Below are 18,455 nucleotides of genomic sequence, written 5' to 3' on the forward strand. Positions count from 1 at the left end.
CCGCGCGATCCACTCTACGCGGCCGGCACGACCATTCACGCGTTGCGCGAAGCCGCGTGCGGCGCGACGATGCGCCCCGCATCGATGGTGACCGTCGTCGCGCAGCGGCGCGCGAGTTCCGCGTCGTGCGTGACGAGCACGAGCGTCGCGCCGTGCGCGCGGTTCAGTTCGAACATCAGGTCGATGACCGCGTGGCCGGTGGCCGCGTCGAGGCTGCCAGTCGGCTCGTCGGCGAACAGGATCGCCGGGCGCGTGACGAACGCGCGGGCGAGCGCGACACGCTGCTGTTCGCCGCCCGACAGCAGTTTCGGATAATGCGCGGTGCGTTCGCCGAGACCGACCTGCACGAGCAGCGCCCGCGCGCGGTCGGCCGCATCGCGCGCGCTGATGCCGCCCTGCAGTTCGAGCGGCAGCATCACGTTCTCGAGCGCCGTCAGATGCGGCATCAACTGGAACGACTGGAATACGAAGCCGACCGCGCCGTTGCGCAGCGCCGCGCGTTCGTCCTCGTCGAGCTGGTCGAGCGCACGGCCGAGCAGGCGAACCGTGCCGCTCGTCGCGCTGTCCAACCCTGCAAGCAGGCCAAGCAGCGTCGATTTGCCCGACCCCGACGCGCCGACGATCGCGAGGCTGCTGCCCGGCTGCACGGCGAGCGTGATGCCGTCGAGGATCGTCAGCTCGCCCGTTGCATCGGCAACCCGCTTGCACACGTCATGGACTTCGATGATCGGATCGGTAATCTTGAACATGGACACGACATTTCGCTGGAAAAGACGCGCGGCGGCCGCCGCGCTGCTGGGCACCCTGCTGGCCGTCACCGTGCCCGCACGCGCCGCGACGGCGCCGGCATCGGGCCCGCCCGTGATCGTCGTGCTCGGCGACAGTCTCTCGGCCGAATACGGCTTGCCGCGCGACACCGGCTGGGTGGCACTGCTGCGGCAACGGCTCACGACCGAGCGAATCGATTATAGCGTCGCGAACGCCAGCGTCAGCGGCGACACCACGAGCGGCGGCCGTGCGCGATTGCCCGCGGTGCTGCAGCGGCTCAAGCCGTCGATCGTCGTCGTCGAACTCGGTTCGAACGACGCGCTGCGCGGCGTGCCGCTCGCGACGACCGAGCAGAACCTGCGCGACATCATCGCCAGCGCCCAGCGCGCGCGGGCGAAGGTCGTGCTGGTCGGCATGTACGTGCCACCCAATTACGGCCCCGACTACACGCAGAAGTTCCACGCAGTCTATACGCGGCTGTCGAAGGATCTCGGCGTGCCGCTCGTGCCGTTCCTGCTGGCCGGCATCGAGAACAAGCCCGAGATGTTCCAGGCCGACCAGATGCATCCCGCGCAGCAGGCGCAGGGCGTCCTGCTCGACAATGTGTGGCCGGCACTGAAGCCGTTGCTCGGCAAGCCGCGCGGCTGACCGCAGCCGAGCGTCGCAAAACAAAAAGCCCCGCTTCGAGCGGGGCTTTTTGATGGTTGCGGGCGAAACGAGGCTCAGTTGTCGCCGTCCTGCTGCTGGCTGGCCGTCGTGCTGCCGTACAGCTTGACCTTCGAGCGATCGCGCAACGCGGCGAGATACGCCTCGCCTTCGCTCTGCGCGTCGACCTGCGCCATCTGCTGCTGCGCGGCCGCCAGTTGCTGCGGATCGACCGCCGAACCCGGGATCACCGCGTTCACACGATAGATCGCATAACCGTCCGCGCCGAGGTCGACCCCGACGTAAGCCGGCAGCGTCTTCGCATCGACCTTGTAGACGGCGCTCAGCGCAGCCGGCGTCAGGCCCTGCGATTGCGTGCGCGACACCTTCTGCGCAGCCGCGAACCCGTCGGTCGACTTCGACTTCTGCAGTTCGGCCAACTTCGCCGCCCCATCCTTCTTCGCGAGTTCCGCGGCCTGCTCGGCGATGACCTTCTGGCGCACGACGTCCTTGATCGCGTCGAGCGCGGGTACCGCGGCCGGCTTGTGCTCGGTCACGCGCGCCGAGATCAGCGTGTTGTTGCCGACGTCGATCGCCTGCGTGTTGTTCTGGTTCTTCACCGCGTCATTCGCGAACACGGCGGCCAGGAACTTCGGATTGTTCAACGGGCTCGTCGGCGCCAGTTGCGGATTCGGCGTCGGCGTGACGGTGGCCGTCTGGATCGTCAGCTTGTACTTGTCCGCGGCCGGCTGCAGCGTCTTCGCCTTTTCGTAGACGGTCGACGTGAAGCCTTCCGCGTTGTCCGAGAACGCCTTCGATGCGTACTGCTGCTTCAGGTCGACCGCGATCTGGTCCTTCACTTCCGCGAACGGCTTGACGACCGCCGGCTTCACTTCGGTCGCCTTCAGGATGTGAAAACCGAGATCCGACTGCACGATACCGCTCACGTCGCCCTGCTTGAGCGAGAACGCGGCATCGTCGAATGCCTTGCCGCCCGCGGTCGAGCCACGCGTGATGAAGCCGAGGTCGCCGCCCTTCGCCGCCGACGGCGCGTCCTGCGAGCTCTTCTGCGCGATCTGCGCGAACTGGTCCGGATGCGCCTTCACGTCGGCGAGCAGTTGCTCGGCCTTCGCCTTTGCTGCTGCCTTGTCGGCCGCGCTGGCGCTGCCCGGCGCGGCGATGAAGATGTGGCTCACGCGCACCTGCGCTTCGGTACGGAAGTGCGTCGGGTTGTCGTCGTAAAACTTCTTGATGTCCGCTTCGGTCGGCTGCGCGCTCGCGGCCGCTGCGGCCGGCGAATAGACGAGGTACTGGATCGTCGCGGTTTCCGGCGTCGCGAAGCTCTGCTTGTGCGCGTCGTAGTACGCGGTGAGCTGCGCGTCGGTCGGCTGGACCTTCGCTGCGAAGTCGCTCGTCTTCAGCACGAGCGCCTGCACTTCACGCTGCTGCGCGGCGAGTTCGGACAAGCGTTGCGCGAGGCTCTTCGGCGTGAACGCGCTCGACACGATGCTGGCCGGAATCTGCTGCAGCGACAGGCTGTAGCGCACGCGCTCCTGGTACTGCTCGGGCGTCATCCCCTGGAACGACAGCAGCTGCGCATAGCGTTCGACGTCGATCGTGCCGTCGGGCTTCTTCAGCGACGCGATCATCGGGTCGCTCATCAGCGCGTCGCGCACGGCGTTGTCGGATGCGGTCAGGTGCAGACGCTGCGTCTCGTCGGCCAGCACGCGTTGCTGGATCAGGCCGTCGAGCACCTGCTTGCGATGTTCGGGCGTGTCGAACATCTTGATGTCGAACTGCCCGCCGAGCGCCTGGCGTGCCTGGTCGATCTGCTGGCGGAACGCGCCGTCGAATTCGACCCGCGTGATCTTGTGCCCGTTGACTGCCGCGACGTTCGCACTGTCGTCGAAGAAGCCGCGGAAACCTTGGATCCCGACGAAACCCAGCCCCGGCAACACGATCAGGAGCAGGAGCGCCATCATCAGGCGCTGGTGATTACGGAAGAAATCGAGCATGCGTGACGGGAAAATTGGACAAAACGTCCGATATTACAACATACGGGGTGGGACGGGATAAAACGCAGGCGCTTCCTTCACTCCGCAGTCACGCGCCCGGCAGCGGGCACAAACCGAACGCACAAACAACAATGCCCGCACAAGGCGGGCATTGTTGTTTGTTTGGCGGAGCGGACGGGACTCGAACCCGCGACCCCCGGCGTGACAGGCCGGTATTCTAACCGACTGAACTACCGCTCCTTGGTCTGGCTGAATCGGGAAACTGGTGGGTGCTGAGGGGTTCGAACCCCCGACCTACGCCTTGTAAGGGCGCCGCTCTACCAGCTGAGCTAAGCACCCGTTTCCGATTCGTTCTGACTGCGATCTGCGTTTGCGCATCAACAATCAGCGAGCCCGCAAGTGTAATTCATCCCCGATCATTTTGCCAAGCCTGTGCGTGAATTTTTTTAACGCACGCGCTCGCACGATTGCGCTGCGCATAAAAAAACCCGCGGACACCGCCGCGGGTTTCGTGAACAACCGTCAGCAACGACGGTGCTCTGGGTCTCAGTGCTTGACGACTTCCGTCGAGCCCGCATCCTTCGCGGCCTCACCGACCGGCGCCGCAGCCTTCGCTTCTTCTTCCGGCGGCAGCGGCGTCGGCGAACGCTCGAGCGCGAGCTCCAGCACCTTGTCGATCCAGCGGACCGGCACGATCTCGATCGCGTTCTTCACGTTGTCCGGAATGTCCGCGAGATCCTTCACGTTCTCTTCCGGAATCAGCACGAGCTTGATACCGCCGCGATGCGCAGCCAGCAGCTTTTCCTTCAGCCCGCCGATCGGCAGCACTTCGCCACGCAACGTGATTTCGCCCGTCATCGCGACGTCGGCCCGCACGGGAATACCCGTCAGCACCGACACCAGCGCGGTCGTCATCGCACCGCCGGCGGACGGGCCGTCCTTCGGCGTCGCGCCTTCCGGCACGTGGATGTGGATGTCCTGCTTCTCGAACGCTTCGTCCTTGATGCCGAGACGACGCGAACGCGAGCGCACGACCGAACGCGCAGCCTCGACCGACTCCTTCATCACGTCGCCGAGCGAACCCGTACGGATCACGTTGCCCTTGCCCGGCATCACCGCGGCTTCGATCGTCAGCAGGTCGCCGCCGACTTCCGTCCACGCGAGGCCGGTCACCTGACCGACCTGGTTTTCCTTCGCCGCGAGGCCGAAGTCGTACTTGCGCACGCCGAGGAACGTGTCGAGGTTCTCGCCATCGACCTTGATCGCGCCCGATGCCTTCTTCAACAGCAGCATCTTCACGACCTTGCGGCAGATCTTCGACACTTCCCGCTCGAGCGAACGCACACCGGCTTCGCGCGTGTAATAGCGGATGATGTCGCGGATCGCCTGCTCGGTGACCTCGATCTCGCCGTCCTTCAGCCCGTTGTTCTTCTTCTGCTTCGGCAGCAGGTAACGCTGGGCAATGCTGACCTTCTCGTCTTCCGTGTAGCCCGACAGACGGATCACTTCCATCCGGTCGAGCAGCGGCGGCGGGATGTTCAGCGAGTTCGACGTCGCGACGAACATCACGTCCGACAGGTCGAAGTCGACTTCGATGTAGTGGTCGGCGAACGTGTGGTTCTGTTCCGGATCGAGCACTTCGAGCAGCGCCGACGACGGATCGCCGCGGAAATCCATGCCCATCTTGTCGACTTCGTCGAGCAGGAAGAGCGGATTGCGCACGCCGACCTTCGCGAGGCTTTGCAGGATCTTGCCCGGCATCGAACCGATGTACGTGCGGCGGTGACCGCGGATCTCGGCTTCGTCACGCACGCCGCCGAGCGCCATGCGGACGAACTTGCGGTTCGTCGCACGGGCGATCGACTGGCCAAGCGAGGTCTTGCCGACGCCCGGGGCCCGACGAGGCACAGGATCGGCGCCTTGACCTTGTCCACGCGCTGTTGCACCGCGAGATACTCGAGGATCCGTTCCTTGACCTTCTCGAGGCCGAAGTGATCCTCGTCGAGCACCTGCTCCGCGTTCGACAGGTCGTTGTTGACCTTGCTCTTCTTGCGCCACGGCAGGCCGATCAGCGTGTCGATGTAGTTGCGCACGACGGTCGCTTCCGCCGACATCGGCGACATCAGCTTCAGCTTCTTCAGCTCGGCGTCGGCCTTCTTCTTGGCTTCCTTCGGCATGCGCGCGGCGTTGATGCGCTTCTCGAGTTCCTCGAGATCCGCACCCTCCTCGCCTTCGCCCAGTTCCTTCTGGATCGCCTTGACCTGTTCGTTCAGGTAGTACTCGCGCTGGCTCTTTTCCATCTGGCGCTTCACGCGCCCGCGGATGCGCTTTTCGACCTGGAGGATGTCGATCTCGGCTTCGAGTTGCGCGAGCAGATGCTCGAGGCGCTCGATGACCGGGAACATCTCGAGGATGTGCTGCTTCTGGTCGAGCTTCAGCGGCAGGCGCTCGGCGATCATGTCGGCGAGGCGGCCTGCTTCATCGATGCCCGACAGCGACGTAAGAATTTCCGGCGGGATCTTCTTGTTCAGCTTCACGTACTGGTCGAACTGCGACACGATCGCACGGCGCAGCGCTTCCGTTTCGGCGCTGTCCGCGTGATCGGGCTCGAGCGGCATCACTTCGCAGGAGAACTGCGTCTCCTGTTCTTCGATCGACAACGCCTTCGCGCGCTGCAGGCCCTCGACGAGCACCTTCACGGTGCCGTCCGGCAGCTTCAGCATCTGCAGGATGTTGGCAATACAACCGACCTCGTACATGTCCTTTTCGGTCGGTTCGTCCTTGGCCGCGGTTTTCTGGGCGACGAGCATGATGTGCTTGCCGCCTTCCATCGCTGCTTCGAGGGCCTTGATCGATTTCGGCCGGCCCACGAAGAGCGGAATGACCATGTGCGGGAAAACGACGACGTCCCGCAGCGGCAGCAGCGGGAGCGTGATGCGTTCCGGCGGGAGAAGTTGGGTGCCTGACATTTCATTTCCCCATGAGTGGAATCAATTGTTCGGTAATTGAGGCCGCCACAACGAATTGCAAGCCTTCAAGTGCGGGAAATATTCGGTAAGAAAGTAACCACCGCGTGTCGAGTCAGAGTTACCCACAAGATAAACGAAAAAAAGCCGCCCACGGACTCATGAACGGCCTTTTTCGCTGAACATCGTCGGCAAGCCGGTCAGTTCGAACCCGCCACCTTCGGCGTGTCCTCGTAGATCAGCAAGGGCTTGCCGTCCCATCGATGACGTTCTCATCGATGATGACCTTGCTGACCCCTTTCATCGTCGGCAGCTCGTACATCACGTCGAGCAATGCCTGTTCGATGATCGAACGCAAACCGCGCGCGCCAGTCTTGCGGCGGATCGCCTTGCGGGCGACTGCCTGCAACGCGCCCGGCCGGATCTCCAGCTCGACGCGCTCCATCGCGAACAGCTTGTGATACTGCTTGACGAGCGCATTCTTCGGCTCGACCAGGATCTTCATCAGCGCAGCTTCGTCGAGCTTGCCGAGCGTTGCGACCACCGGCAGACGGCCGATCAATTCGGGGATCAGACCGAATTTGATCAGGTCTTCCGGTTCCGTTTCGCGCAGCACCTCGCCCGCGTCGCGTTCCTGCTTGCTCTTGACCGTCGCGCCGAAGCCGATGCCGGTCTTCTCGGTACGATCGGTGATCACCTTTTCGAGACCGTCGAACGCGCCGCCGCAGATGAACAGGATGTTGGTCGTGTCGACCTGGATGAAATCCTGGTTCGGGTGCTTGCGGCCGCCCTGCGGCGGCACCGACGCCATCGTGCCCTCGACGAGCTTCAGCAGCGCCTGCTGGACGCCCTCGCCCGACACGTCGCGCGTGATCGACGGGTTGTCCGACTTGCGGCTGATCTTGTCGATTTCGTCGATGTAGACGATCCCGCGCTGGGCCTTGTCGACCTCGTAGTTGCAGTTCTGCAACAGCTTCTGGATGATGTTCTCGACGTCCTCGCCGACGTAGCCGGCTTCGGTCAGCGTCGTCGCGTCGGCGATCACGAACGGCACGTTGAGCAACCGCGCGAGCGTCTGCGCGAGCAGCGTCTTGCCGGAGCCCGTCGGGCCGATCAGCAGGATGTTGCTCTTCGACAGCTCGACGTCGTCCTTCTTGTCGAGATGCTTCAGGCGCTTGTAGTGGTTGTACACGGCCACCGCGAGGATTTTCTTCGCGCGCTCCTGGCCGATCACGTATTGATCGAGGATGTCGCGAATTTCCTGCGGGCTCGGCAGATCCGACCGGGACAGGCTGGCCTCGACGCCGGCGGCAGCCGCCTCGTCGCGAATGATTTCGTTGCAGAGGTCGATACATTCATCGCAGATGAACACCGACGGGCCCGCGATGAGTTTTTTCACCTCATGCTGGCTTTTCCCGCAAAACGAGCAATACAACAGCTTCTCGCTGTTCGAACCTTTTTTGTCCGCCATGAATGTAGAGCCTCCGGACAGGTAAATGACATGATACGCCGATTGCTCCGAACGCCGCGCCTAGGGCGCGACCGGAGCCGGCTGGATGCGCTTGCCGCAGATGCTCAGGGCACTCGGGACGTTTGAGGGCGCCGGCCCGAATCGGGGCGGCACCCCGTTTAAACTCACGGGCGCTTCAACAACACCTGGTCGATCAGCCCGTACGCCTTCGCGTCCTCGCTCGACATGAAGTTATCACGGTCGGTGTCGCGCGCGATGCGTTCGACGTCCTGGCCCGTGTGTTGCGCGAGCAGGTTGTTCAGCCGTTCCTTCAGGTAGAGGATCTCGCGTGCCTGAATCTCGATGTCGGATGCCTGGCCGCGCGCGCCGCCGAGCGGCTGGTGAATCATCACGCGCGAATTCGGCAGCGCGAAGCGCTTGCCCTTCGCGCCCGACGCGAGCAGGAACGCGCCCATGCTGGCCGCGAGGCCCATGCACAGGGTCGACACGTCCGGCTTGATGAACTGCATCGTGTCGTAGATCGCCATCCCGGCCGACACCGAGCCGCCCGGGCTGTTGATGTAGAGGCTGATGTCCTTGTCGGGATTCTCGCTCTCGAGGAACAGCAATTGCGCGACCACGAGGTTGGCGGTCTGGTCGTTCACTTCGCCGACCATGAACACCAGGCGCTCCTTCAGGAGACGCGAATAGATATCGTACGAACGCTCGCCGCGGCCGCTCGTTTCGACGACGATCGGCACCAGCCCCAGCGCTTGCGCCTCGAAACCCTGCGGCGCGTTCGAAGCAAGCATGTCCAGCAATTCAGCGCGAGTGATCATTCAATGAACCTTGTTCGAATGGAAAATTGAACGGAAGGAAGCCGCCCGCTCAATCGCCATATTAATGGCAACCGTGCGCTTGACGTAAAAACGGCGTGCGGGCCGTCGCTCCGACAGCCGGCACGCCGCTAGAGCGACACTTACGCTTGCGCCGATGCGCTCGCGAGTGCCTCGAAGCTCACTTCCTTGTCCGTCACCTTGGCCTTGCCCAGCACGAAATCGACGACGTTGCTTTCAACGACGAACGCTTCCATCTCGGCGAGGCGCTGCTGGTTGGAATAATACCAGCGGACCACTTCCTTCGGGTCTTCGTAGCTCTTCGCGAACTCGTCGACTTCCGCGCGGATCTGTTCCGGCTTCGCTTCGAGGCCGTTCGCCTTCACGAGTTCAGCCAGCACGAGGCCCAGCTTCACGCGGCGCTCTGCCTGCTCGGCGAACATTTCGGCCGGGATCGGTGCGTCCTTCGCGTTCGGCACGCCGCGCTGCGCCAGATCCTGGCGAGCCATTTCGACGAGACGTTGCTGGTCCTGCTCGATCAGCGCCTTCGGCACGTCGAGTTCGGAAATCTTCAGCAGCGCGTCCATCACCTGGTTCTTGACGATCGACTGCGTGCGACGCTTCGCTTCGCGCTCGAGGTTTTCCTTGATCTCGGCGCGCATCTTCGTGAGGTCGCCGTCTTCGATGCCGAGCGACTTCGCGAATTCCGCGTCGATTTCCGGCAGGTGCGGCCACTCGATCTTCTTCATCGTGACCGTGAACTGCGCCGTTTTGCCGGCGACGTCCTTGCCGTGGTAGTCATCCGGGAACTTGAGGTCGAACGTACGCTGTTCGCCGACCTTCAGGCCCAGCGCCGCCGTTTCGAATTCCGGCAGCATGCGGCCTTCGCCGAGCACGAACGGGAAATCTTCGGCCGTGCCGCCCTGGAACGCGACGTCGTCGATCTTGCCGACGAAGTCGACCGTCACGCGGTCGCCGTTCTTCGCTGCGGTGTCCTCGCCGCCGTCGCCGTGCTCGCCGGCTTCGCCGCGGGCGTGGTAGTGCACGCGCTGCTTGCGCAGGATGTCCAGCGTGCGGTCGATTTCGGCGTCGCCGATCGACGTGGTCGAGCGCTCGACTTCAGCCGTCGCCAGATCGCCGATCTTCACTTCCGGGTAGACCTCGAACGTCGCGTCGAACGCGTATGCGTCCTCGGCTTGCTCCTGCTTCGGCTCGAAGCTCGGCTGGCCGGCGACGCGCAGGTTTTCCGCGCGGCTGACCGTGAAGAATTCCTGGCCGATCTTGTCGCTCAGCACTTCGGCTTCGACCTGACCCGCGTATTGCTGGGCGACCATCTTCAGCGGCACCTTGCCCGGGCGGAAACCCGGCATGCGCACGGTCTTCGCGAGTTTCTGGATGCGGGCATCGATTTCCTTCTGCACGGTGTCTTTCGGCAAAGAAATCGTCACACGGCGTTCAAGCTTGCCGAGGTTCTCAACAACGTTAGCCATGGCTTCAATCGTCCTAAAATTATTCGAGCGAATCGGGTTTTCCTTGCCGTGCCTGCCTGCAGCGTGAGGTGCGCACACTCACACGCCGCGCCGGAGCGCCACGCCATCCCTGCACGCGCCGGGTGGCTAGCGCAAGCGGCTCGGAGCACGGCTTTGGCCGGAAGAATCGACTATTCTAGCAAACAATTTTCCTCGTACCGCCCGATCGGCACGACACGCATGTGTCCCCGCCCTGCCGACGGCCCGATGCACGGCCATGCACGCGGATCGCGGCTATGCCGAACGGCGTATCCACCCCGGGCCCGCCATCCTGTAAGCTCCGATAGCGTATGAGCCACCCTTGTGGCTCGATCACCTATTCTTCACACCAATCACACCTTCCGGAGACACCATGCCGCACCACCCGTCCGCGCCTGTCGTCGTCATCGCGCCCGATTCGTTCAAAGGCTCGCTTTCCGCCGAGCAGGTCGCGGACGCGATCGCCACCGGCATTCGCCGCGCCCGGCCCGACGCGGTCGTGCGCTGCTGCCCGATGGCGGACGGCGGCGAAGGCACGCTCGACGCGATGCTGGCGGGCGGCGGCACGCGGCGCACGTTGCGGGTGGCCGGCGCGTCGCTGGCGGCACGCGATGCGGCGGTCGGCGTGATCGATGCGCGCACCGCGATCGTCGAGACGGCCGAGATCGTCGGGATTACCGACCCGGTCGGCATGAGCGTGCCGGTCGACGCGCGCAGCACGCGCGGGATGGGCGAGGCGATCCGCGCGCTGCTCGACGACGGCGTGCGCCGCTTCTTCGTCGCGCTCGGCGGCAGCAGCACCAACGACGCCGGTGCCGGGCTGCTCGCGGGCCTCGGCCTGCGGTGCTTCGACGCCGACGGCCAGCCGGTCGAGCCGGTGCCGTCACGGCTCGCCGACATCGCGCGCATCGACGCGTCGGGGCTCGACCCGCGCCTGAAGGAAACGGAATTCGTCGGCATGTCCGACGTCGACAATCCGCTGACGGGCGCGCATGGCGCGACCGCCGTGTTCGGCCCGCAAAAGGGCGTGACGGCCGCACAGGTCGCGCCCCTCGATGCGGCCCTCGCCCGCTTCGCCGACCTGCTCGAAGCCGCACTCGACCGCCGCAGCCGCGAGCTGCCGGGCGCAGGCGCCGCGGGCGGCCTCGGTTTCGCGCTGCACATGCTCGGCGCACGCTTCGAGGCCGGTGCCGAAGTGGTGGCACGCCAGGTCGGGCTCGACGCCGCACTGGCCGGCGCCGACTGGCTGATCACCGGCGAAGGCCGCTCGGACGTGCAGACGCTGCACGGCAAGGCGCCGTTCATCGCCTGCCGGCACGCGCGGGCCGCCGGCGTACCCGCGTCGCTGCTGTCCGGCGCGATCGACCCGGCCGCGTTGCCGCGCCTGTCCGAGCATTTCTCCGGCTGCTTTTCGCCGGCTCCCGGGCCGATCACGCTCGACGTCGCGATCCGCGACGCGGCCAACCTGCTCGCGAACGAAGCGGAACAGTTGACACGCCTGAAGTACGGTGCACACTGACCGTTGACCCGAGCGCGCGATACAGGAACAATCGGGCCCGCCCTTTTTCTTCAGGATTCGACATGAAAGGCCGTCAAGCCGGGCTCGATCAGTTTCTGACCTATCGCCTCCATGCGCTCACGAAGCGCTCCGACCGCGGGATCGGCGAGGTGTACCGGCACAAGCTCGACATCTCGCTGCCCGAGGCGCGCGTGATCGCCGCCGTCGGCGCATTCGGCCCGTTCTCGATCATGGATCTCGCGCGCCATACCAATCTCGACAAAAGCCAGGCCAGCCGCGCAGCCGAAGCGCTGCTGCGCCAGGGGCTGCTCGAGCGCAGCGCGAGCGACGAAGACGGCCGGATCGTGCTGATCGCGCTGACCACCGACGGCCGCGCGCTGCATCGCAAGATCATGCCGATCGTGCGCAAGTGGAACGACGGCTTGCTCGCATGCCTGTCCGACAGCGAACGCCAGACGTTCGAGCGGCTGCTCGACAAGGTCGTCGCGCACGCGACCGAGCGCGACGACTGAGCCGCGCGTCGGCCCCGGCATCGCCGGACGGCCGAGTGCCGCGGGCAGCATTGATCCGACGAATCAGACGGGTCGCCCGAGTCGCGCCACGCGCGGTCCGGGCGGCCCGTTTTGCATCATGCGGCGGCATCGCGTGACGCACCCATTGTCGCCGTGCCGATGGCTGGTATTCAGCAGCCTCGCACGCGCTACAACCCGCTGTTCGCCGCGCGCTGACGCAACAATCCAAGCACCGCGTCGCAGTACGGGGTCGGCACGCCAAGCTTGCGACCGAGCTCCGGAAACACGCCGAGTATCGGTCCGATCTCGAGCGAGCGCCCCGCTTCGAAATCCTGCAGCATCGATGTCTTGAATGCGCCGAGCTTGCGCGTGACCGCGATCCGCTCGGGGCCGCTCATCCCCGTAGACAGACCGAGCTTCGCGCCGATCGCAGCCGCCTCCTCCATCATCCGCAGTGCGAGATCCTGTGTGAACGGATCGTCCAGCAACTGTTCGGCCGTCGAACCGGTCAGCGCGCTCAGCGGGTTCATGTTCATGTTGCCCCACAGCTTCGTCCAGATCTCGGCCCGGATCGCGGGCGTCGACTCGACGTCGAAACCGCCAGCCGCGAGCGCCGCGGCGAACCGCGCGGTGGCCACGTCGAGCCGCGGATCGGGCGTGCCGACGATCAGCCGGTTGCCGCGCCCGCGACGCACGACGCCCGGCGCGTCGGTGCTCGACGACAGGTGCACGACGCAGCCGATCGCCTGCGCGGGCGGCAATGCGGCCGACACCGCGCCGGCCGGATCGACCGCATCGAGCGGCACGCCGTCGATCGCCCCTTCCAGCCCGTGCGTAAACCACCACGGCAGCCCGTTCATCGCCGCGACGATCACCGTATCGGGGCCGACCAGCGGCGCAATACGGGCGGCCAGCGCCGGCAGCGCCTGCGCCTTCAGCGCGATCACCACGTAGTCCTGCACGCCGAGCGCGGCCGCATCGTCGCTTGCCCGCACCGGCACCGACGAGGTTGCACCCGCCTCGTCGATCACGCGCACGCCGTGCGTATTCAGCGCGTCGAGCGTCGTGCCGCGTGCGTACGCGCTCACGGTCATGCCGGCTCTCGACAGCGCGGCCGCGAGCAATCCGCCGATCGCGCCGACGCCGACCACCGCCGCGCGCACCGACCCTGAATTCGTGTCGTTCATGATGGCATTCCGTCTCCTGGAAGCTGACGAGCATAACGCTCAATGGTTGCGGACACAACCAATCCGGCAACGCAGTGCGCATCGCACCGCATCCGTTCGCGCGTTCGTGGGCCTCAGCGCGGCATCCCGCCGGCTTCCATCGCCTCGTCGTCGGTCGCGCCGCCCGTCGCGCCCAGCACGCCGGCGATCTGGCTCTTGTCGTGCATGCCGAGCTTGCGGTACGCGCAGCGCAGGTAGTGACGCACGGTCGTCGGCGAGATCGCCATCTGCTGCGCGACCTCCTTGTGCGAACGCCCGGCGCCGTAATAGCGGATCGCCGCGAGTTCGCGCGGGCTCAGCCGGTCGAGCAGCGAGCGCGGCCGCGCCTCGATCTGGAACAGCCCCGCAACCGGCACGCACTGGATACGCAGCGCGTCGCCGACGAACGGCTGACCCGACTGGCGTCGCAGGTGCGCGACGAGCGGCTCCGGCACACGCGCACCGGTCCACGACGGCCATTCGGTGCGCAGCACGTCGTCGAAACCGTGATCGGCATGGTGCAGCACCCCGAAGTTGTCGCACAGCGCACGCGCCGCCGGTGCAGCCGTGTCGGCGCGTTCGCGCGTGAGCTGCGCGGCGCGATTGATCGTCAGCGCGGCGGCCAGATGCGGGATCACGTCCTCGAAACACCGCGCGTCGTCGTCGCTGAACGGCCGGTTCAGGCCCTGGCGATAGATCGACATGAACGTCGTCAGGCCGAAGCGGCGATCGAGCGTACACACGCACATCAGCTGCGCGAGCCCGTACTTCACGCACCAGTCGCGAAACCGCGCATCGAGCCCCGGCTCGACGACCGTCAGCCGCACCGCGCGGCCGTGCGCGCCGTGCAACGTGCGGTGCGCGAGCGGATCGCAATCGCGCACGCGCTTCCAGTCGGTGAAGAATGCATGCGGCAACCGGTACAAAAAGCTGTTGTGCATCACCGGGCCGGTCGGCACATGGGTTGCGACGCCGGTCCACGCGGCATCGAACGGAATGAGCGCCTGCAGCAGCGAAAAGAACCGGCATTCGAATTCGCCGATGGCGGACTGCGCGGCCACCGCGTACAGGTCGAGCAGCATCAGCCCGAGTTCGCGCCGCGGCGCGTCGCCGCGCGCGACGCCGTCGAAATCGGCACGCCGGGACGGCCGCGGCGGCCACGCGAATTCGTCGAGCACGATGGCGGCCGGCACGTCGCGCAGCACGTCGAGATCCTGCCCGATATCCGTCGTGATCCTCACTTTCCGCTCCCCTGCCCGGTCGGGCTGCTGATGTGCGCAACGACACCGGCCGATTATAGCCAGCGGCTTTTTTGGCGGGCGACGGCGCCGGAACGCTCGCCAGCCCCATCCATTTGAACGGTGCGCCGCACGTTGCTGCTGCGCAGCACGGTGCACGGCGCCATCGCGCGGCGTTCATGCCGGGCACCGCGGGTTTTCCGCACCGTTCATCTGGACGACTGTTCGACGGTTTTCCCGCTGCGGACACTGCGTCGCGACAACACCAACGACAAACCGACGCAGCACGGTATGGAGAACCCCTCGTGACGACACCCCGCTTCATCCGCACGGCCGCGGCCGCCGCGACGCTGGCCGCATGCGGCGCCGCCGCGCACGCGCAGTCCGCCCTCACGCTGTATGGCGCGCTCGACGCCGGCGTGCAATACCTGACGCACGCCGACGGGCATCGTTCGGCCGTGCGATTGCAGAACTACGGCATCCTGCCTTCACAGGTCGGGATCAAGGGTCACGAGGATCTCGGCGGCGGCTGGCGCGCGCTGTTCAAGCTCGAACAGGGCCTCAACCTCAACGACGGCACCTCGACCGTGCCCGGCTACGCGTTCTTTCGCGGCGCATACGTCGGCATCGCGGGGCCGGTCGGCACCGTCACGCTCGGCCGCCAGTTCAGCGTGCTGTTCGACAAGACGCTGTTCTACGACCCGCTCTGGTACGGGTCGTACAGCGGCCAGGGCGTGCTCGTGCCGATGAACGCGAACTTCATCGACCGTTCGGTCAAATACCAGTCGCCAACGTTCGCCGGCTTCGACGTCGAGGCGCTCGCCGCGAGTGCCGGCGTCGCCGGCAATACGCGCGCCGGACGCGTGCTCGAGCTCGGCGGCCAGTACACGAGCAACGGCCTGTCGGTCGGCGTGGTGCTGCACCAGGCGCACGGCGACGTATCGGCGGCCGACGACGCGTCCGCGCGGCGTCGCGAACTCGGCACGCTCGCCGCGCGCTATGCGTTCGCCACGCTGCCGCTCACCGTCTACGCAGGCGTCGAGCGCCTCACCGGCGACCTCGACGCGGCGCGCACGATCGTCTGGGGCGGCGCGCGCTACCTGACGTCGAACGGAATCGGCCTGAACGCGGGCGTCTACCACACCGATTCGCACACGTCGGCGATCGGCCATCCGACGCTGTTCATCGCGAGCACCACGTATGCACTGTCGAAACGCACCGTCGCCTACGTGAACCTCGGCTATGCGCGCAACAGCGGCCAGAGTTCGCAGACCGTCTACGAATACGACCCCACGCCGCTCGCCGGCGCGTCGCAGTTCGGCGCGATGGTCGGCATGTACCACCTGTTCTGATTCCTTCAACGAGACCCCGCCATGAAGACCCTGTCCCCGGATGCCTCACTCTCGCCTGACGGCCGCGCGTCGACTTTCGCGCGCTCGACGCTGGTCGCGCTCGTCGTGTTCGCAGCCATCACGCCGCTGTTGCTGCTCGTGGCGCCCGCCGTCGCCGGTCAGCTCGCGACGCAGCTCGGCTTGTCCGCATCGCAGATCGGCACCTACTTCTTCGTGGAACTCGGCGCGTTCAGCCTCGCGACCGTGCCGTCGTACCTGTGGCTCGGCCGCATCGACGCGCGCCGCGTCGCCGCGTTCGCCGTCGCGCTGTTCGGCGCGGGCAACCTGCTGACCGCGCTGTGGATGCCGGGCTTCGCCGCGCTGCTCGCGCTGCGCGCCGTCACCGCGCTCGGCGGCGGCTCGCTGATGGTGCTCTGCATGACGAGCGCGGCGACGAGCCAGAACAGCGACCGCGTATACGGCCTGTGGGTCGTCGGCCAGTTGATCGCGGGCGCGATCGGCCTGTTCGTGTTGCCGCACGTGTTCGCCGCGTTCGGACTGCGCGCGCTGTACGTCGCGCTCGCCGGGCTCGCGCTGCTCGCGGCGCCGCTGTCGCGCGGCTTTCCGTCGTCGCTCGGCACGCGGACGGCATCCCCGCACACCGCGCGCGGCGATGCGTCGCCCACGCCGCGACACTTCGTCGTGCTCGCCATCGGCGCGGTGCTGACGTTCTATCTCGCGATCGGCAGCGTGTGGACGTTCGCGAGCCGCGCGGCGGCCGAGGCCGGGCTCGACCCGCAGACGACCGGCAACGTGCTCGCGATCGCGAGCGTGATGGGCATCGCCGGCGCGGCGCTCGCGTCGTGCGCGGGCGGCCGGCTCGCCCGGCGCGCGATGCTGGCGACCGGTTACGCGCTGCTCGCGGCGTCGCTCGTCGCGCTCGCCGCGATGCGTGACACCGGCGGCTACGGCGCGGCGATCTTCGCGTTCAAGTTCGCGTGGACCTTCGTGCTGCCGTTCATCCTCGCGACGGTCGCGCAGATCGACACGTCGGGCCGCCTCGTCGCGACGCTCAATTTCGTGATCGGCGCGGGGCTCGCCGCCGGCCCGCTGCTGGCCGGCCTGATGCTCGACGCCGGCGGCACGATGCGCACGCTGTTTGTGGCCGCGACGGCCGTCGCGATCGTGTCGTTCGCCGCGCTGCGCCACATCGATCGCCGCGCACGCTCTTCCGTTTCCTCCCAACCGTGACAGGTCACGCATCCATGAATCGCACTGCCTTCTTCACCGACGAACGCACTTTCTGGCATACCGGCGGCACGCACGCGCTGTTCTTCCCAGTCGGAGGCTGGGTCCAGCCGCCGTCGAGCGCGGGCTACGCGGAATCGCCCGATTCGAAGCGCCGCTTCCTATCGCTCGTGCAGGCGTCGGGCCTGGCCGCGCAGCTCGACCTGCGTGGCGCCGAGCCCGCGACGACGGCCGACCTGCTGCGCATTCATCCGGCGCACTATCTCGATGCATTTCGCGCGCTGAGCGACGCCAACGGCGGCGACCTCGGCGATCTCGCGCCATTCGGCAAGGGCAGCTACGAAATCGCCGCGCTGTCGTCCGGTCTCGCGATCGCGGCGGTCGATGCGGTGGTGAGCGAGCGCGCGGCGAATGCGTTCTCGCTGTCGCGGCCGCCCGGCCATCACTGCCTGCGCGACCGCCCGATGGGCTTCTGCATGCTCGCGAACATTCCGATCGCGATCGAGGCCGCGCGCGCGAAGCACGGCATCGAGCGCGTCGCGGTGATCGACTGGGACGTGCATCACGGCAACGGCACGCAGTCGATCTACTACGACGATCCCGATACGCTGACGATCTCGCTGCACCAGGATCGCTGCTTCCCGCCCGGCTATAGCGGCGCGGATGATCGCGGCGAAGGCGCGGGCCTCGGCGCGAACCTGAACGTGCCGCTGCTCGCGGGTAGCGGCGACGACGCGTACCGGTATGCGTTCGAGCGGATCGTGCTGCCGGCGCTCGCGCGTTTCCGCCCCGAACTGATCGTCATCGCGAGCGGCCTCGATGCGAGCGCGGTCGATCCGCTCGCGCGCATGCAGCTGCATACCGACAGCTACCGGTTCATGACGCGCGCGGTGAAGGAGGCCGCGCAGCGCCATTGCGGCGGGCGGCTCGTGATCGTTCACGAAGGCGGCTATTCGGAGGCGTACGTACCGTTCTGCGGGCTCGCGATCGTCGAGGAACTGGCCGGCATCCGCACCGCGGTCGCCGATCCGATGCTCGACCTGGCGATCGCGCAGCAGCCGGGCCCGCGGTTCGTCGCGTTCCAGCGCGAACTGCTCGACGAACTGGCCGTGTCGTTCGGGTTGTAACGCGCGGGAACGGACGTGACGGGGCCGGCCCGCGCCGGCCCTTGCGCGATCCGTGCGGATGGGGTTTCCTGTGTCTTTACCCCTGTT

The 18,455-nt window shown here is 66.4% G+C and carries 12 protein-coding genes, 2 tRNA genes and 2 pseudogenes; 6 read left to right on the forward strand and 10 right to left on the reverse strand.

All coding sequences use genetic code 11. The features are described 5' to 3' along the window. Positions 1 to 35 precede the first annotated feature (35 nt). Positions 36 to 749 carry an ABC transporter ATP-binding protein gene (locus tag SY91_RS12755; protein WP_023475601.1) on the reverse strand — a complete coding sequence of 238 codons (714 nt, stop codon included), beginning with the start codon at positions 747 to 749 and terminating at the stop codon, positions 36 to 38. On the opposite strand from SY91_RS12755, the gene SY91_RS12760 reads away from it, so the two are divergent. Next, entirely contained in the window at positions 748 to 1,416 is a 669-nt protein-coding gene (locus tag SY91_RS12760; RefSeq protein ID WP_023475600.1) for an arylesterase, read from the forward strand. The two genes, SY91_RS12755 and SY91_RS12760, sit on opposite strands and share 2 nt — an antisense overlap. A gap of 74 nt (positions 1,417 to 1,490) precedes the next feature. Here SY91_RS12760 and SY91_RS12765 read toward each other — a convergent pair whose 3' ends face one another. The 7 genes and pseudogenes from SY91_RS12765 to tig form a co-directional block, all read right to left on the reverse strand. After that, positions 1,491 to 3,428 (reverse strand): SurA N-terminal domain-containing protein, encoded by a 1,938-nt coding sequence (locus SY91_RS12765; RefSeq protein ID WP_006478579.1) that lies wholly within the window; start codon positions 3,426 to 3,428, stop codon positions 1,491 to 1,493. A 163-nt stretch (positions 3,429 to 3,591) separates the two neighbouring features. Beyond that, positions 3,592 to 3,668, reverse strand: a tRNA-Asp gene (locus tag SY91_RS12770). Between the two features lie 23 nt (positions 3,669 to 3,691). After that, a tRNA-Val gene (locus SY91_RS12775) sits at positions 3,692 to 3,767 on the reverse strand. 207 nt (positions 3,768 to 3,974) lie between these two features. Then, positions 3,975 to 6,397: pseudogene (gene lon / locus SY91_RS12780) on the reverse strand (endopeptidase La). Between the two features lie 197 nt (positions 6,398 to 6,594). Then, positions 6,595 to 7,865 (reverse strand): annotated as a pseudogene (clpX, locus tag SY91_RS12785) (ATP-dependent Clp protease ATP-binding subunit ClpX). Positions 7,866 to 8,029: 164 nt separating this feature from the next. Further along, positions 8,030 to 8,683 carry an ATP-dependent Clp endopeptidase proteolytic subunit ClpP gene (gene clpP, locus SY91_RS12790; protein WP_006496351.1) on the reverse strand — a complete coding sequence of 218 codons (654 nt, stop codon included), beginning with the start codon at positions 8,681 to 8,683 and terminating at the stop codon, positions 8,030 to 8,032. Between the two features lie 140 nt (positions 8,684 to 8,823). Then, positions 8,824 to 10,170, reverse strand: coding sequence for a trigger factor (tig, locus tag SY91_RS12795; RefSeq protein ID WP_027809630.1), 1,347 nt, complete (start codon positions 10,168 to 10,170; stop codon positions 8,824 to 8,826). Positions 10,171 to 10,561: 391 nt separating this feature from the next. Between tig and SY91_RS12800 the strand changes: the two genes are divergently transcribed. Both SY91_RS12800 and SY91_RS12805 read left to right on the forward strand, forming a co-directional pair. After that, a complete protein-coding gene (locus SY91_RS12800) occupies positions 10,562 to 11,707 on the forward strand; it encodes a glycerate kinase (RefSeq protein WP_023475596.1) in 1,146 nt (381 codons plus the stop codon). 62 nt (positions 11,708 to 11,769) lie between these two features. Then, positions 11,770 to 12,219, forward strand: a complete 450-nt coding sequence (locus SY91_RS12805; RefSeq protein WP_006478574.1) for a MarR family winged helix-turn-helix transcriptional regulator — start codon at positions 11,770 to 11,772, stop codon at positions 12,217 to 12,219. A 188-nt stretch (positions 12,220 to 12,407) separates the two neighbouring features. On the opposite strand, the gene SY91_RS12810 is transcribed toward SY91_RS12805, so the two are convergent. Together SY91_RS12810 and SY91_RS12815 are read right to left on the reverse strand one after the other, a co-directional pair. Next, the gene (locus SY91_RS12810; RefSeq protein ID WP_006478573.1) at positions 12,408 to 13,406 is read right to left on the reverse strand and encodes a 2-dehydropantoate 2-reductase; all 999 of its coding nucleotides are present in this window, start codon (positions 13,404 to 13,406) and stop codon (positions 12,408 to 12,410) included. Positions 13,407 to 13,519: 113 nt separating this feature from the next. Continuing rightward, on the reverse strand, positions 13,520 to 14,665 hold the full coding sequence (locus tag SY91_RS12815; protein ID WP_023475595.1) for a helix-turn-helix transcriptional regulator: 1,146 nt from the start codon (positions 14,663 to 14,665) through the stop codon (positions 13,520 to 13,522). Between the two features lie 302 nt (positions 14,666 to 14,967). Between SY91_RS12815 and SY91_RS12820 the strand changes: the two genes are divergently transcribed. Genes SY91_RS12820 through SY91_RS12830 form a run of 3 tightly spaced genes read left to right on the forward strand, consistent with a single transcriptional unit; the run spans position 14,968 to position 18,368 of the window. Then, entirely contained in the window at positions 14,968 to 16,014 is a 1,047-nt protein-coding gene (locus SY91_RS12820) for a porin (protein WP_023475593.1), read from the forward strand. Positions 16,015 to 16,035: 21 nt separating this feature from the next. Continuing rightward, positions 16,036 to 17,244 (forward strand): MFS transporter, encoded by a 1,209-nt coding sequence (locus tag SY91_RS12825; protein WP_006478570.1) that lies wholly within the window; start codon positions 16,036 to 16,038, stop codon positions 17,242 to 17,244. Positions 17,245 to 17,258: 14 nt separating this feature from the next. After that, complete coding sequence (locus tag SY91_RS12830) at positions 17,259 to 18,368, forward strand: class II histone deacetylase (RefSeq protein WP_023475592.1); 1,110 nt, start codon at positions 17,259 to 17,261, stop codon at positions 18,366 to 18,368. Positions 18,369 to 18,455: the final 87 nt, after the last annotated feature.

This window comes from Burkholderia cenocepacia (genome assembly GCF_014211915.1).
GTDB lineage: Bacteria > Pseudomonadota > Gammaproteobacteria > Burkholderiales > Burkholderiaceae > Burkholderia > Burkholderia orbicola.

What these genes read in the sequence shown, in the direction of transcription:
- SY91_RS12760 (WP_023475600.1), top strand. Translation starts at nt 748, where the DNA reads ATGGACACGACATTTCGCTGGAAAAGACGCGCGGCGGCCGCCGCGCTG.
- SY91_RS12755 (WP_023475601.1), bottom strand. Translation starts at nt 749, where the DNA reads ATGTTCAAGATTACCGATCCGATCATCGAAGTCCATGACGTGTGCAAG.
- SY91_RS12765 (WP_006478579.1), bottom strand. Translation starts at nt 3,428, where the DNA reads ATGCTCGATTTCTTCCGTAATCACCAGCGCCTGATGATGGCGCTCCTG.
- clpP (WP_006496351.1), bottom strand. Translation starts at nt 8,683, where the DNA reads ATGATCACTCGCGCTGAATTGCTGGACATGCTTGCTTCGAACGCGCCG.
- tig (WP_027809630.1), bottom strand. Translation starts at nt 10,170, where the DNA reads ATGGCTAACGTTGTTGAGAACCTCGGCAAGCTTGAACGCCGTGTGACG.
- SY91_RS12800 (WP_023475596.1), top strand. Translation starts at nt 10,562, where the DNA reads ATGCCGCACCACCCGTCCGCGCCTGTCGTCGTCATCGCGCCCGATTCG.
- SY91_RS12805 (WP_006478574.1), top strand. Translation starts at nt 11,770, where the DNA reads ATGAAAGGCCGTCAAGCCGGGCTCGATCAGTTTCTGACCTATCGCCTC.
- SY91_RS12810 (WP_006478573.1), bottom strand. Translation starts at nt 13,406, where the DNA reads ATGAACGACACGAATTCAGGGTCGGTGCGCGCGGCGGTGGTCGGCGTC.
- SY91_RS12825 (WP_006478570.1), top strand. Translation starts at nt 16,036, where the DNA reads ATGAAGACCCTGTCCCCGGATGCCTCACTCTCGCCTGACGGCCGCGCG.
- SY91_RS12830 (WP_023475592.1), top strand. Translation starts at nt 17,259, where the DNA reads ATGAATCGCACTGCCTTCTTCACCGACGAACGCACTTTCTGGCATACC.